Annotated in this window: 13 protein-coding genes; 1 reads left to right on the top strand and 12 read right to left on the bottom strand. The window is 45.5% G+C overall.

The annotated features are described in order from the left end of the window. Positions 1-28: 28 nt before the first annotated feature. The 9 genes from NXH67_RS13845 to NXH67_RS13805 form a co-directional block, all read right to left on the bottom strand. A complete protein-coding gene (locus tag NXH67_RS13845) occupies positions 29-1,282 on the bottom strand; it encodes a coproporphyrinogen-III oxidase family protein (protein ID WP_272797755.1) in 1,254 nt (417 codons plus the stop codon). Between the two features lie 24 nt (positions 1,283-1,306). Further along, positions 1,307-2,209 (bottom strand): radical SAM protein, encoded by a 903-nt coding sequence (locus NXH67_RS13840; protein WP_272797754.1) that lies wholly within the window; start codon positions 2,207-2,209, stop codon positions 1,307-1,309. A gap of 42 nt (positions 2,210-2,251) precedes the next feature. Next, positions 2,252-3,019, bottom strand: coding sequence for a hypothetical protein (locus NXH67_RS13835; RefSeq protein WP_272797753.1), 768 nt, complete (start codon positions 3,017-3,019; stop codon positions 2,252-2,254). Between the two features lie 360 nt (positions 3,020-3,379). Continuing rightward, the gene (locus NXH67_RS13830) at positions 3,380-3,832 is read right to left on the bottom strand and encodes a GNAT family N-acetyltransferase (RefSeq protein ID WP_272797752.1); all 453 of its coding nucleotides are present in this window, start codon (positions 3,830-3,832) and stop codon (positions 3,380-3,382) included. 28 nt (positions 3,833-3,860) lie between these two features. Next, positions 3,861-4,370: a GNAT family N-acetyltransferase gene (locus tag NXH67_RS13825; RefSeq protein WP_272797751.1), complete on the bottom strand. Its 510-nt coding sequence runs from the start codon at positions 4,368-4,370 to the stop codon at positions 3,861-3,863. A 457-nt stretch (positions 4,371-4,827) separates the two neighbouring features. Then, entirely contained in the window at positions 4,828-6,381 is a 1,554-nt protein-coding gene (locus NXH67_RS13820) for an ATP-binding cassette domain-containing protein (RefSeq protein WP_272797750.1), read from the bottom strand. 583 nt (positions 6,382-6,964) lie between these two features. Next, entirely contained in the window at positions 6,965-7,495 is a 531-nt protein-coding gene (locus NXH67_RS13815) for a hypothetical protein (protein WP_272797749.1), read from the bottom strand. A 252-nt stretch (positions 7,496-7,747) separates the two neighbouring features. Further along, positions 7,748-8,263, bottom strand: a complete 516-nt coding sequence (locus NXH67_RS13810; protein WP_272797748.1) for a GNAT family N-acetyltransferase — start codon at positions 8,261-8,263, stop codon at positions 7,748-7,750. 188 nt (positions 8,264-8,451) lie between these two features. After that, positions 8,452-9,054 (bottom strand): AAA family ATPase, encoded by a 603-nt coding sequence (locus tag NXH67_RS13805; RefSeq protein WP_272797747.1) that lies wholly within the window; start codon positions 9,052-9,054, stop codon positions 8,452-8,454. Between the two features lie 383 nt (positions 9,055-9,437). Here NXH67_RS13805 and NXH67_RS13800 point away from each other — a divergent pair, with 383 nt between their 5' ends. Next, the gene (locus NXH67_RS13800; protein ID WP_272797746.1) at positions 9,438-11,132 is read left to right on the top strand and encodes a M3 family oligoendopeptidase; all 1,695 of its coding nucleotides are present in this window, start codon (positions 9,438-9,440) and stop codon (positions 11,130-11,132) included. Positions 11,133-11,182: 50 nt separating this feature from the next. On the opposite strand, the gene NXH67_RS13795 is transcribed toward NXH67_RS13800, so the two are convergent. The 3 genes from NXH67_RS13795 to NXH67_RS13785 are packed head-to-tail and all read right to left on the bottom strand — an operon-like array spanning position 11,183 to position 13,140. Then, entirely contained in the window at positions 11,183-11,965 is a 783-nt protein-coding gene (locus NXH67_RS13795) for a histidine phosphatase family protein (RefSeq protein WP_272797745.1), read from the bottom strand. Positions 11,966-11,977: 12 nt separating this feature from the next. Continuing rightward, positions 11,978-12,616 carry a lactate utilization protein gene (locus NXH67_RS13790; RefSeq protein ID WP_272797744.1) on the bottom strand — a complete coding sequence of 213 codons (639 nt, stop codon included), beginning with the start codon at positions 12,614-12,616 and terminating at the stop codon, positions 11,978-11,980. A gap of 29 nt (positions 12,617-12,645) precedes the next feature. Then, entirely contained in the window at positions 12,646-13,140 is a 495-nt protein-coding gene (locus NXH67_RS13785; protein WP_272797743.1) for a hypothetical protein, read from the bottom strand. Between the last annotated feature and the right edge of the window lie 9 nt (positions 13,141-13,149).

Genomic DNA, 13,149 nt, shown 5'->3' with positions numbered 1-13,149 from the left:
GGACGGTTCTCTTTGGTATATTTTTCGTCTATAACTCCATCCCATCCGGGAATGCTTCTTTTCTCATAAGCCCCCACATCTTATCAATGTAAGATAGCGTATAGTAGTTCTCATAGTAATGGAAGTAAAATGCCCCTTTCTTAGTCAGGGTAATGATTCCATTCTCTTCTGTTATGTAGCCTAAGACCTTGGCCAGGAATATCTCAAGGCCATACATCTTTTTCAAAGGAACGCCAAAAAACTCTTCAAATTCCCGCAGCCCCACTCTGGTGCTGTAGGCTGTCCAGAACAGGTAATAGACCATTCTCTGTCTTTTCCTGAAGCGGGTTGTAAGGGATGTCGGGAGCTTACCTCCATCTATGCGCGCGATGTACTCCTTGGTCGAAAAAGTATTCACCTTGAAACAGTCCCGCAGCAAAGTGGTCGCAGAGCATCCAAAGCCCAGGAAGTTCTCCCTTGTCATTGATGAATACTTGGCTTCCTCACCGGTGGAAAAAGTCCAGATGGAGCTCCTGTAGTAGCCTTTTTCCTCAAAATACTCCGTCATGGCATCCATCAGCGCTCGTTTCCTTCGCTTAGCCATGGCCTTAACAGGACTTGAAGTGAAGGTAAAATCGATAAAAGGGTACACCGCCACATGGTTGGCCCCGGTCTCGAAGGCCTTATCGATATCGGCTTTCAGATCGTCTATGGTCTGCCCGGGAAGGGCAAAAATCAGATCCATGGATACGGTCTCAAATGGAACCTCCGCGAGCGCTGCATTCATGGCCTTCGCATCAACGGCCGCTCTTCCAAGCACTCCCACATACTTATCAAGGAAGCTCTGAACACCGATGCTGATTCTGGTAACGCCTGCTGCCTTGAGCTGTCTTAATATATCAGACGTTACGTTATCAGGATGAAGCTCAAGTCCGATGCCTTCGGTGATTTCAAAGTGGTCACTCAGCGCATCAATGATCTCGCCTATCCTGCTCGCCGCAAGGGCCGGGGTTCCGCCTCCGAAGTAAAGGCTCGTCACAGTCTTTTTTCCCCTCAATGTGCTCCCCACCATATGAATCTCTTTGATGAGAGCATCGATGTAGCGGTCAAGCTTCTCCTCACTATAGATTTCCTTGCAATAGGGGCAGAAGTTACATATGTACCTGCAAAAGGGGATATGGACATAGAGCCCAAGCTGTGTGCAATCCTCGAAATCCAGCTTTTCATCATATTCATTTGTAAAGACAAAGGGTGACAGGCTTCTGGTAAACCACATCCTTGTCAGGTCGGTCTTAATGCTCATGGCGAGTGCTCCTGCTTCTTGTAATCATACGTACTTTAAATATGTTCGGAACATCTCGAATATAACCTTGAGCTTGCCGCTGAACAAAAGCGTGTATTCCGCCACAAAAAAGTAGCCGCACTCCTCGCACAGTCCCGGTACATCAATGCAGCGCCCGCAGACGGAAATCTTGCCGTTCTCGATTACAAGGCACTGATGACAGGGCGTGGGAAAACTATTGTTTATCAGATATGGAAAAGCGCTCTTAAGATTAAAGACCGGTACCCCCTCATCCATCATCTCCGCTATCACATCGCAGCACTTTTTCTTATCTTCCTTGGAAAGCGCCAGGTCGCGAGTGTCCGGATAAGGTGTGTGGAAATTGAAGGAAACTGCTCGGACGTTCTTAGTATCCCTTGCGGTGCGACATACCTCGCGGATCGCATCCTTGTTGATCTGATTCACAGCCATATAAAAACAGATGTTATCAGAGGTTGCGTTTCTGATATTCTCCATGATGGTATCATAGGTATCGCCCCTCACCGCGTTGTGGCGCTCCCTGTCTCCGTCAAGGCTAAGAAGGATCAGGTCCGCCTCCGGAAGGTCAATCGGAAAGGTTCCGTTGGTCACCACATTGACGATCAGAAAGCCCATAGCCTTGGCTTCCCTGACCAGATCCTTGATGGTCCTGTCGCCGTCTCTCCAGATAAAAGTCTCACCACCGCAGAAAAAGAGTATCTTTACTCCCAGGTCAAACAGCTGCTGCATCTCCTTTTTAATCTGTTCAAAAGGATGCATCACCGCAGTGATATTGTTCACCGAGCAGTGCTTGCACTTAAGGTTGCACCTGTCGGTTATAATAACGGTCCCAAGGATGGGATCCTTCTTCTTAAATAAAACAGTTCTTACCCCAAACCGCATAAGCGGCCAAAACGCTGATGCTTTCATACTTCACTCCCAATTTACATAATAAGATGCCCTGACATCATATTATAGCAAACTATAGTCCTTTGATTTCAATAAAGTGAACTTTCCATCAAAGATTTCCCGGCATATCCTAAGCTCCAGCTCCTGCCTGTGCCCCAAATGCTCAAGCATTGCCTCGTGCCCGGACTTATTTCTCGCAAGAGCATAAGGTGAATTGTCAAAATAGCCGATCATTAAAGGGTACCACATCTCATTTCCCTTATCATCGGAACGCTCTTTTCTGATAACATCGATGTTCGCCGCGATATCCGAAGTCTCCAGATACATGATCTGATAGTCCCTACCCTCAAGCGCCTCTTTCACTTCCTTGTAAAAGTCCAGAATCTGCTCATCACTGAAGTTCCTAAACAAAATCATATCTTCAACTATATTCTGGAAAAGAGAGCACTCAAAAATGTTGTTATCTGTATCCCACCTGCGAAATCGCTCTAACACTATCTTCTTAAAGCTGTCAAAATCAATTTGTCCATTGTAAATCTCATACTGCTCAAGATCCTTGTGAAATCCCGGAATATCAGTGATTATCTTGGTGTAGCAGATAACCCTGTGGTCGCCTTCTTCGAAGCTCTTCTCCTCTATCTCGCTTCGAATCTCACTATACTTATCCAAAATTTCATCGTACTGCTGCCTGCTCACATAAGCGCACCAAGCCAGCTCCACCGGAGAATACTCCCCCTCGCAGATTGCTTTATGATCCGCATACTTCTCAGACAACCGTCTAACAAGTGTACTCTTTCCACTTCCCTGTAATCCCTCTATAAAGTAATTCAAGATCATTCCTCCTTTTCTATATCCCGAGCTCATCCCCGGAGGCCCGGTGGCTCAAGGCACCCTCCGTAAATGCTTGTTGTCATCTGTGTCGTGTTTTTCTAAGGCTCAGTAATCCGAAAATACCTCATATCGACTACGCTCAGAACAATCGGCATTTTCGTCTTACTTCACCTTGAAAAACATCTTCCTCAATCAAGAACTGCACATTTCCGAAGGGTACCTTGAGCCACCGGGCCTCCGGGGATGAGCAGCGAAGTTTACCTCCATGAGTGTTTGTAGCCAATAAAAACATGAATAACAATATGTTTCGCAAGCCTGTGAAATTCATAATATGTTGTATTATCCTGGCGCCTAATTGCATTATCTATGGATATAAAGTCTTGTGGGGTCAGGCTCTCCGTCGCCTTGAGCCATGCAGAAGAACTCCCAGCCGTATTTCTCGTAGAATCCGGTGTGATCGGTCACAAGGTAAATAGGTGTAATACCCTTTGACTTCATATCGTCTACTACCATGTTCAAGAGATAGCCACTTATTCCCTGACAGCGGTAATCTTCCTCTGTGTAAACCGCACATACATTAGGCGAAAGGTCTTTTCTATCATGGAAATCGTTCTCGATTACCCCCAGTCCGCTTACAATCTTGTCTCCATCAAGACACAGATACCAGCCATATTCTGTGGTCCCATTCAGATAGGCATCAATGCACTCCTGATAAGCCTCGGTGGGTACTCCCCACTTCTCATGAAACCAGTTAGCTGCTGCCTTACTAATCTCAGGTCTTTGTCTTAAATTGATATATGTAAATTTGCTCAATTCATTCCTCTCCTCTTTTTCAACTATTTCATTTTCTCTTCAGTACATTTCCTCGAAGCTTCAGCTCTTTTCCAGAATCCGTCACAAGCTCCTCTGTCTCAAGTTCAGTAATCTCATAACTATCTGAGAATTTCTTCAGCAATTTATTACTGCCTTCATTTCTAATATCTGCTTCGTAGAAAAACTCAGTCTTTCCATACTTTTCATAGGCCTGATCCAAAGTGTACTTCAGCGCTTCATATGCATAGCCCTTTCCCTGCCGGGGTTCAATAATCCAAACTCCAAGCTCGTTACAATCGTCGGTCAGCCCATGAATCTCTGTACTTCCAATAAATCTGTCAGCATCATCCACCACTGCAAAAATAAGAGTCTCCCCCTTTTCCATCTCATCAAGAAACTCCTGCAGCAGCGCTCTTGCATCCTCAAGTTTCTCAAAGGGATCCGGCCACTGATACTTTGTGATTTCCTCATTAAAATTCTTATGATAATCCTCAATATATTTCATCTCAAAAGGTACTACTCTAATATTTTCTCTCATACTTTATTCCTTCATTTTTTAAGATTCTATCCCCATCTCGCTCTATTGTTTCAAACGTCCAAGTACATCCCTGATAATTTCAAAATCCCACGTTCCCCCCGGATTGCTTCTTGATTCCGAGCCCATCCCTAAGTGTTTCATGATTCGCTTTCAAAAAGTGCTCCATAATTCTTAACTCATCCTTGGAGTGTTTCATGCTTCCGAGCCCTGAATGCTTCCGAGCCCATCCCCGGAGGTCCGGTATCTCAAGGTACACTTCGGAAATGTGTAGTTCTTGATCGAGGCGATGTTTTTCAAGGCGAAGGAAGATGAAAATACCGATTTCTTTGAGCGAAGTCGATATGAGGTATTTTCATCTTACTGAGCCTTAGAAAAACACAACACAGATGACAACAAGCATTTCCGAAGTGTGCCTTGAGATACCGGACCTCCGGGGATAGGCGACCGGCCCTCCATATCACTTCAGGCCGTCTTCGGTAAGCGTGTAGGTTTTGGTGCAGACTTCCTCGATGTACTTGCGGTCGTGGGAGATACTGATAACTGCTCCGGGAAAAGAGGCTATCATCTTCCTTATGACCGGTCCCGACAGAGGCGAAAAGTTTCTCGTGGGCTCATCCAGTATAAGCACATTCGCATCGGACAGACTCATCTTAAGAAGCAGCACCTTCGCCTTCTGCCCGCCGGACAACTCCCTTATGGGGTGATCCATCTCATCTGCGGTATATTTCAGCGACCCAAGATAAGTTCTGATGCGGGTTCGCACCGCTTTATCCCCGGTGTCGTCAAGGAATTCCACGGGCGTCACATCCAGGTCCAGCAGCTCCTCGTAGTTCTGCGGCATATACTGAGCTCTGATGTCGCTCCTACTTAGCATCTCCTCCGCCATCTTCTTCAAAAGCGTCGTCTTTCCCACACCATTGGTACCCACAATGCAGATTTTCTCCGGCCCCCTGACTCTAAGAAAAATATCTTTGGAAAGAACCTTGGAACCATCCGGCGTCGTCAGCTTATCCAGGGAATACTCAATAACCGTTTTTCCCGCAGGCATTCCCGCGTTCTTATCTCCAAGCTTAAAGAAAATAGCTTCCTCCTGCTCCGGCCTCTCCGTCATGTTCTCATCTTCTTTTTCAAAACGTCTGCCCATGGCCTTTACAGTATGCATCTTGTCCTTGAGATTCCTTGCAGCCTGCATGGGATCACCGATATGTCCGGTATCAACGCTACCAATGGTGGTCTGGGCCCTGTTTACACTCTGCATCAGCCTTCTGTACTTCTCGTCGCGGAGCTTCTTATCACGCCTATCGTTCAGAGCCTGCTGCTCCTGCCTCTCAAAATTCGCAGCCCTGTTCTTTATATAGTTCTGATAATTATCCTTTACGATGGTGTATCTGCTCTTAGTCTTTCTCATGATCTGCTCAATATGAATCACCACATTGGCTGTGTTCTCGATCAGCGTCTCGTCATGGGATATGAACAGAACAATATGCTTCCAGTTATTTATCAGCTTCTCCAATAGCTCCAACGTACTGATATCAATGTCGTTGGACGGCTCGTCCAGAAGCAGCACTGTGGGATTATCCATCAGAAGCCGCATCAGCTGCGCCTTTACCTTTTCTCCGCCGGAGAGACTTCCCATTTTCTGGTCACTGTAAAAAAAGTCCGTGGCCACCTGAAACTCCGCTGCCATCCGAGCCAGTTCCTTTGGCTCCTTGTCAAAAAACAGCTGCGCCTCCGAGAAATACTCGTACAAAGTCTTCTCCTTATCAGCTTCCGGCAGCTCCTGAGGCAGATACCCCGGCACTTCCCCGGCCATCACTCTTTCCCCTTCGCACTCCGTGTATTCTTCAGCCATCTCCGGATCATATATCCATTTCATAAGAGTGGACTTGCCGTTCCCCTCTTCTCCGATGATCACCGCTTTGTCCCCATCATTCAGCACCATACTGAAATTCTCCAGAATGATCCGCAGGTCCTTACGATGTGTTATTGTGAGGTTTTTTACTTGTAACATTCACTACCCTCCTACTGTGCTGCAAAAAAATAAGCCTATAATGCATACGCAAAATAGACTCACACAAATAGACCTGCTGATATACCCAGTCTCTATATTCAGACTAAGCAATTTAGGTTTCGAATGCATGATAATCCAGATTAAGCGTACACAAAACAGCCGCAATAGCAGCTAATAAAACAAATATCGTGTTCACTCAAGCCAAATTATCTAATAATCATTCCTTCACCTAAACGCATAGCGCTCTTTCTTTATATTTTCAAACCCTTTTCATACTAACACTGACATAGATACGAGTCAAGAGGGGGTGATAAGACAAGTGCCCGTCCCCATCCCCGGAGCCCCGGTATCTCAAGGTACCCTCCGAAAATGCTTGTTGTCATCTGCGTCGTGTTTTTCTAAGGCTCAGTAAGACGAAAATGCCTCATATCGACTTCGCTCAGAGCAATCGTCATTTTCGTCTTCCTTCACCTTGAAAAACATCTGCCTCGATCAAGAACTGCACATTTCCGAAGTGTACCTTGAGATACCGGGACTCCGGGGATGGGGACGAGCACGATTATGACAGAGGGACGGTTCTTCTTTACCATACTGCTTCTTCAAAATAATACCAGTTGTCGCAGATCTTTTCGCTTCTGTAGCGGGAGCGCTCTCCGGTTTGACCCCCATCGTGTTCAAAATAGTCGCCCTCCTTGGCATTTCCGTATAGATCAGATATTGTATCTGTAGGAGAGTAATAGAAACCACTGTTGTAATAGCGCTTATCATCAGGTCTGTCTTTCAGAATAAAGAATACTCTGTCGCCTTCCGGATGAACACCTTTTTCCACTGATATATAAAGGATTCTTGAATCAGCGAAGGGGTTGCAGATTTTTTTGGAAGATTTAGGTAATTCTTTTGGCGAATCGTAGATAATCAGTTCTTGACTCTGAGTATCATATAAGTCTTTGGCAAAAGCGGTTAAGGCATCATTATTATCTGTAATATATGCTTTTATTTCTTCGGGTGATTTAGCACGACTTGCCATGGCTGTAAGCTGATGGACAACGGTTATGGCAAAGACGATGAAGATGACTGCTAGTGCCAGATATTTTTTTGGGGACTGTTTTTTCATTTGTTGCGGAAGCCTTCCTTTCTCCAGTGTATTCCTTTGACTATAACCTCATGATTCTCAGGCATATTTTTTTCTTCAATTTTAAAGGTTTTAAAATTGAAAATACATTTCTGAGTTAGGAAAATACAGGGAGTTAATTTGCTTTTGGGGAAAGGGATAACAAAAGAACCATCCCCGTAGTCCCGGTATCTCAAGGTACACTTCGGAAATGCGCAGTTCTTGATTGGGGACGGCACCTTCTTAATGGCAGTTCTAGAATTCTCTGATAAATGTCTTTGCATCATACTTCCTGCTGCCGTCGAGTTTCTGGAATTCGGTGTCCTCCAGGTAGTGCATGCCGAGCTTCTCCATTACGCGCTGGCTCTTGTGATTCTCTTTTGCAAAGGTTCCTTCGATGGCGCGGACTGTTCTGTGCTCCTTGATGTGATCAAGTATTCCCTGCATAGCTTCAGGAACATAGCCCTTGCCCCACTGGTCTCTTCTGATGTTGTAGCCTACTTCCCAGGCATCTCTTTCAGGATGGTAAACAAAACCGCCACTACCGATGAGCTCTCCGGTTTCCTTCAGCTCTATGCCAAGGTCATAGCTATCCGGATTGTCATCATCCCGCCCCTCAAGCCAGGCCTTTACATCTTCTGCGCATTTATAAAGTGGATATATCATGTATTCATTTACAATCGGATCGGACCCCCACTTGTATACTGCCTCATAATCCTCCGGTACCAAGGGTCTTAACACTAATCTTTCTGTTTCAATCATTACTTTCATTCTTCATTCCTCCTTGTTTTTATCCTATGTATATTGGGGACGGTTTTATACCAATGGGGACGGTTCTTTATGGTATAGTTTTGTGCATGTAATAATATGCAAAATTTTGTATTGACGAAAACTATACCATAGAGAACCGTCCCCATTGGTATAAAACCGTCCCCATTGACTCGCATCCGTCCTATTACTTACGCTCCAAATCTATATTCCTTCTCTTCCTTCACATTCGCCACCAGCCCAAATTCTGCAATAACTCTATCCGCCACTTCATCTGGCAATAGTTCTGTATTATCAATCTTAAGGTGATGCTCAAAAAGCACTTCATCCTCATTCGTGTTCAATCTATACTTCTTAGCATCCTCCAAAAGATTAGCCCTGCTCCATTCCACATCCTTCTTGGAAGCTTTCTTCTCCATTCGATGTGGCGTTTCATTTCTCACAAGCCTCTCCTCCAGGGTGGCACTTAGTTCCACAAAGTAGAAATGACCTCCCGCCTCCTCAAACATTTTTTCCAAAGAATGAAGATAATCATGCTCTTCCTGCAGATCAAAAGCGGCAACATACGTAAAGATCAGGTCTACATCATGCTTCACTGCCAGTTCAAAGGCCTTTTCCCTGAAATAGCTGTTAAACTCTCGCTGGGCCGGAGTCCCAAATCCAAATATCCTATCCGAAACCTCGATGCTGTCGTGATTCATCATCATGTTGTATCTGAGTTTATCCCTTAAGCTCTCCGCCACAGTCATCTTCCCCACCGCCTGGGGTCCGCATACCACAATTAAGTTTGCCATATATCCTCCTATCACAAAAAAGCCTCACCAGGTTTTCCCTTGATGAGGCTTCAAAATCTCTATATAGATTATAAACTTAGACTACGCCTTGCATATAATCTCGTCCTCATCATGCATATCAAAAACAGTCCCCTGAATAGTATTCACGGAATCGACCACGAGCATCATGCATTTAGTGACGGGATAAAATCTTTCCATTGCGTAATCCTTTCTGAAAATTATTAGTTTTAAGTATATCTGTCTGACAATACCATGTCAACATCTTTTTTTACAGAAAAATTTTCACTAAAGTGACAAAAGAACCGTCCCCATGTCATCCATTGCGCTTTTTTAGGCTTTTATATATAATTCAATTGTGAACAATTTAAGGAGGTCGGTTATATATGAAGAAATTTAGTGAAATCGAATATAAGCGTCCGGATGTTGAGGCGCTTAAAAGAGCTGTAGAAGATACTGCCACCAAGATTCGTGATGCCAAGAGCTATCAGGAGGTCAAAGACGCCTATTTTGCTCTGCAGGAGCGCGAACAGGCCGATGAAACCATGTATACTGTGGCTCATATCCGCAACACCATCAACATGAAGGATGAGTTTTATGACAATGAACTCCAATGGCTTCAGGAGGCATTTGCCGGGACTATTCCCCAGTACAATGCTTTGGCAAAAGCACTGACAAGCTCTCAGTTCAGACCGCAGTTTGAGGAAGAGTTCGGTGCACAGCTCCTTAGGAAGCTGGACGCTTCTCTACTTACAAGCGATGAGAAGATCATTCCCGAGACCATTCGCTGCGAACAGGTCAGCCAGGAATACAGTAAAACAGCAGCCGGTGCTACAACTAACTTTAGAGGTGAAGAATGTAATTTCTATGGACTTCTTAAGCACATGCAGAGCACAGACCGCGCAGAGCGCAAGGAAGCCTTCGAAGCCTGGGCTGCCCTCTATGAAAAAATAAGCCCTGAGCTTGAGGCACAGTACGCAGAGCTGGTTAAGCTCCGTAACGAGATGGCTCTGAAAATGGGATTTAACAACTATACTGAGATGGCTTACGTCAATAGAAACCGTTTCGATTATAAAGCAGAAGATGCGGCCAAATTCCGTGAGCAGGTCAGAGAGATAATCACTCCGGCGGTTGCTAAGCTGCGCAAGATCCAGCAGGAAAAACTCGGCGTTGATAAGCTTTATTACTATGATGAAGAGCTTATTTTCCCCGATGGAAATGCTACACCGATCGGAACCACACAGGAACTTATTGATAAGGCTCAGAAGATGTACACAGAGATGAGCGCCGAGACAGGTGAATTCTTTGATTTCATGAAAGAGTATGAGCTCTTTGATCTGGAGACGAGACCCGGTAAGCACATGGGCGGCTATATGACCTCTATGTCCCTTTTCAAGGCTCCTTTCATCTTCAGCAATTTCAACGGAACCTCAGCGGATGTGGACGTTCTTACCCATGAGGCAGGTCATGCATTCCAGGGATATCTCGCACTGAGATCCATTGATGTAGATGCACTTAGAGGCTCAACAGCAGAGATAAACGAGATTCATTCCATGTCAATGGAACACTTCGCTTACCCTTGGATGGAGCTGTTCTTTGAGGAAAATACAGAGAAGTATGTTACTTCACATCTGCTTGGAGCCCTCTGCACAATTCCTTATCTGGTTAGTGTTGATGAATTCCAACACGAAGTTTATGCGCATCCTGAATACTCAGCCGCTGACTGGAAGAGAACCTGGCATGAGATTGAGCAGAAATACATGCCCTGGCGTGATTATGACGGAAATGAATTCCTGGAGGCCGGTGGTTTCTGGATGCAGAAACAGCACATCTTCCTCTATCCTTTCTACTACATCGAATATGCCATGTCACAGATCTGTGCGTTCCAGTACTATGGCCGCATGAAAGAGGATAGAAAAAAGGCCTGGGAGGATTATCTTCGTCTTTGCCGCGCCGGCGGAACCAAAGGATACTTAGAGCTTCTGAAAATCGGAAATCTCTTAAGTCCCTTCGATGCCGGCACAGTTGAAAAGAGTACAGCTCATGTAATTGAGGAGCTGTCCAAGCGTTACACTGTCTAAACAAAATGAGCCTGCCCCCGTTGCAACATGGGGACAGGCCTTTTTTCCGATTAGTGCCGCTGGTCTTCGTTCTCATAACGCTCGCAGAATCTTCCTGAAAAAGAAGGTTCCACACCGGCGCTATTTAAGTGGGTCAGGTCACCGACTCTGAGAGTGCGGAAGGTTGCAATGCCCTTCTGCCTCTCTTCGGTCACCACCTCGGTAACGGACGTAGGCGCCGTTGCCAGGGACTGCAAAGTCACAAAGGGTGACACATTCCACAGTCTTGACAGAAGAACTGCCGTAATTCCAAAGTGGCAGAAAAACGCAATAGTCTTGCTGTTTCCTTTCTCAACTCTATATACGCTTCCATCCCTCACATATCCGTTATCAGCCAGAAAACGATCAAAAGAGCTGATGACATATTCATACTTCTCCTTCATGTCGCTCTCTTTTACCAACTCCGAGTCCATGAAGGCATTCACATCAAAAAGCTCCGGGTGCTGACCAAAATATGATGGCAAAACATCCCAGATTATGCGCTTTTTGTACTTTCCCGTCTCTTCATCTGTCCACAACTCTGTGGCATAGGCTTTCCTTGCAACTTCAGAAGTATTGGGATCCACCTCTGCGGGGAATTCCCTGAGCCAGTCCAGAGTCGTCGCCTTTTTTCCAAGCGCCCTAAGTGAATACTCCGCAGTATCCACAGCTCTTCCAAGTGGAGATACATAGGCTTCATCGATTCCAAGTTCATTGATCATATCCGCAAGAAGTCTTGCCTCAATTTTCCCCTGCTCAGTAAGTGTGTCGTTGACATAGTCAGGGTCCCCATGGCGTATGAAAAGTATCCTCATAGGTCAGCTCCATCAAAATCCAAGATTATCATTTACAAGAATGACATGTATTCTGTCCGCATGTCTTGAATAGCGGGTTGTCAGAAACTGACAGCAGATCGTGTCGGGAGATTTGCAGTCCATGCATTTTCCGGTCTTGGCGCAGGGAGTTGCAAGGCCGAATCTCTGGGCATTTATCGGAGCTGCAACGTTGCGGGCTCTCTTCATGGCTCCGTCAAGATCGCCGCAGACCTTGTTCATTCCCACGATGAAAATAACCTTCTTGGGTCCCTGGCAGATCATGGACACGCGGTTGGAATTACCATCGATATTTACAAGAATACCGTCATCTGTCATGGCATTGCAGCTGGAAAGGAAGAAATCGGCATCGTAGCCTGCCAGCATTGCGGCTCTCTTCTCCTCGGGAGTTTTAGCCTTATCTCTGTCGATGAAATTGTAATTGCCGTTTTTGATTGCCTCCAAAAGGCCAATCTCATGAGCACTCATGGCTCCGCCCATGGTTACGCTGCTGCCCTCGGGGATGATCTCCAGAGCTTTCTTAAGAGCCTCCTCCTTGGTTGCGGCATAGTAGCCTGTCATATTTCTGGACTTAAGTCCTTCGATTGTTTTTTGCGCCAGTAGTTCATTTCTCTTGGTAATGTTCTCGTTCATGCCTATCCCTCCTACCTTTCACAACATGTTTATCCTTTGGGATTCACCCCATATTTCTTCATCAGCTGCTTCATAAAAAGCGGCTGAATAATGAATATGATAATGTATCCCACAATAAAGCAGATCACCAGGGAGCTGAGAAACATGGGTAAAAAGCTTATCTGCGCCATTCCTCCGCTCTGTCTCATGGCGTTTCTGTAAGCCAGAACAACCATGACCAGTGTCATTATTGGGGTGTAAATGCAATTGGAAATCAAACTCTCCACAAGCCTTGCAGGCATTGATCCACGCTGAAGCTTGAGCTTCCTGCAGGCAGCTCCGCCAAGTTTTCCCATGGGGATCAGAAAGCCAATAGCAAAACTGATAATGGTACTTATCACAAAGCTGATCAGAAATCCCACTATGGAAAAGCTTCCGGAATTCTTCATGCCTATAAGATTTCCTAACAATGACATGCAAAAGCTCATGACCAGGCCCATTCTGATGCTCATTCCCATTGCAATCTTCTTCATAGTCTCTTCCATGGTTTACCT

Origin of the sequence: Butyrivibrio sp. DSM 10294 (assembly GCF_028539135.1) — a bacterium.
In the GTDB taxonomy this organism is placed as follows: Bacteria; Bacillota; Clostridia; order Lachnospirales; family Lachnospiraceae; genus Butyrivibrio.
Note: the sequence above shows the minus strand (reverse complement) of the source record. Positions and strands in the feature narration are given on the sequence as shown.

Bases quoted from the DNA above. Each gene is read 5' to 3' on its own strand.
- NXH67_RS13810 (WP_272797748.1), bottom strand. From the start codon at position 8,263: ATGAAAGTAATGATTGAAACAGAAAGATTAGTGTTAAGACCCTTGGTA.
- NXH67_RS13785 (WP_272797743.1), bottom strand. From the start codon at position 13,140: ATGGAAGAGACTATGAAGAAGATTGCAATGGGAATGAGCATCAGAATG.
- NXH67_RS13815 (WP_272797749.1), bottom strand. From the start codon at position 7,495: ATGAAAAAACAGTCCCCAAAAAAATATCTGGCACTAGCAGTCATCTTC.
- NXH67_RS13800 (WP_272797746.1), top strand. From the start codon at position 9,438: ATGAAGAAATTTAGTGAAATCGAATATAAGCGTCCGGATGTTGAGGCG.
- NXH67_RS13805 (WP_272797747.1), bottom strand. From the start codon at position 9,054: ATGGCAAACTTAATTGTGGTATGCGGACCCCAGGCGGTGGGGAAGATG.
- NXH67_RS13840 (WP_272797754.1), bottom strand. From the start codon at position 2,209: ATGAAAGCATCAGCGTTTTGGCCGCTTATGCGGTTTGGGGTAAGAACT.
- NXH67_RS13820 (WP_272797750.1), bottom strand. From the start codon at position 6,381: ATGTTACAAGTAAAAAACCTCACAATAACACATCGTAAGGACCTGCGG.
- NXH67_RS13825 (WP_272797751.1), bottom strand. From the start codon at position 4,370: ATGAGAGAAAATATTAGAGTAGTACCTTTTGAGATGAAATATATTGAG.
- NXH67_RS13795 (WP_272797745.1), bottom strand. From the start codon at position 11,965: ATGAGGATACTTTTCATACGCCATGGGGACCCTGACTATGTCAACGAC.
- NXH67_RS13790 (WP_272797744.1), bottom strand. From the start codon at position 12,616: ATGAACGAGAACATTACCAAGAGAAATGAACTACTGGCGCAAAAAACA.
- NXH67_RS13845 (WP_272797755.1), bottom strand. From the start codon at position 1,282: ATGAGCATTAAGACCGACCTGACAAGGATGTGGTTTACCAGAAGCCTG.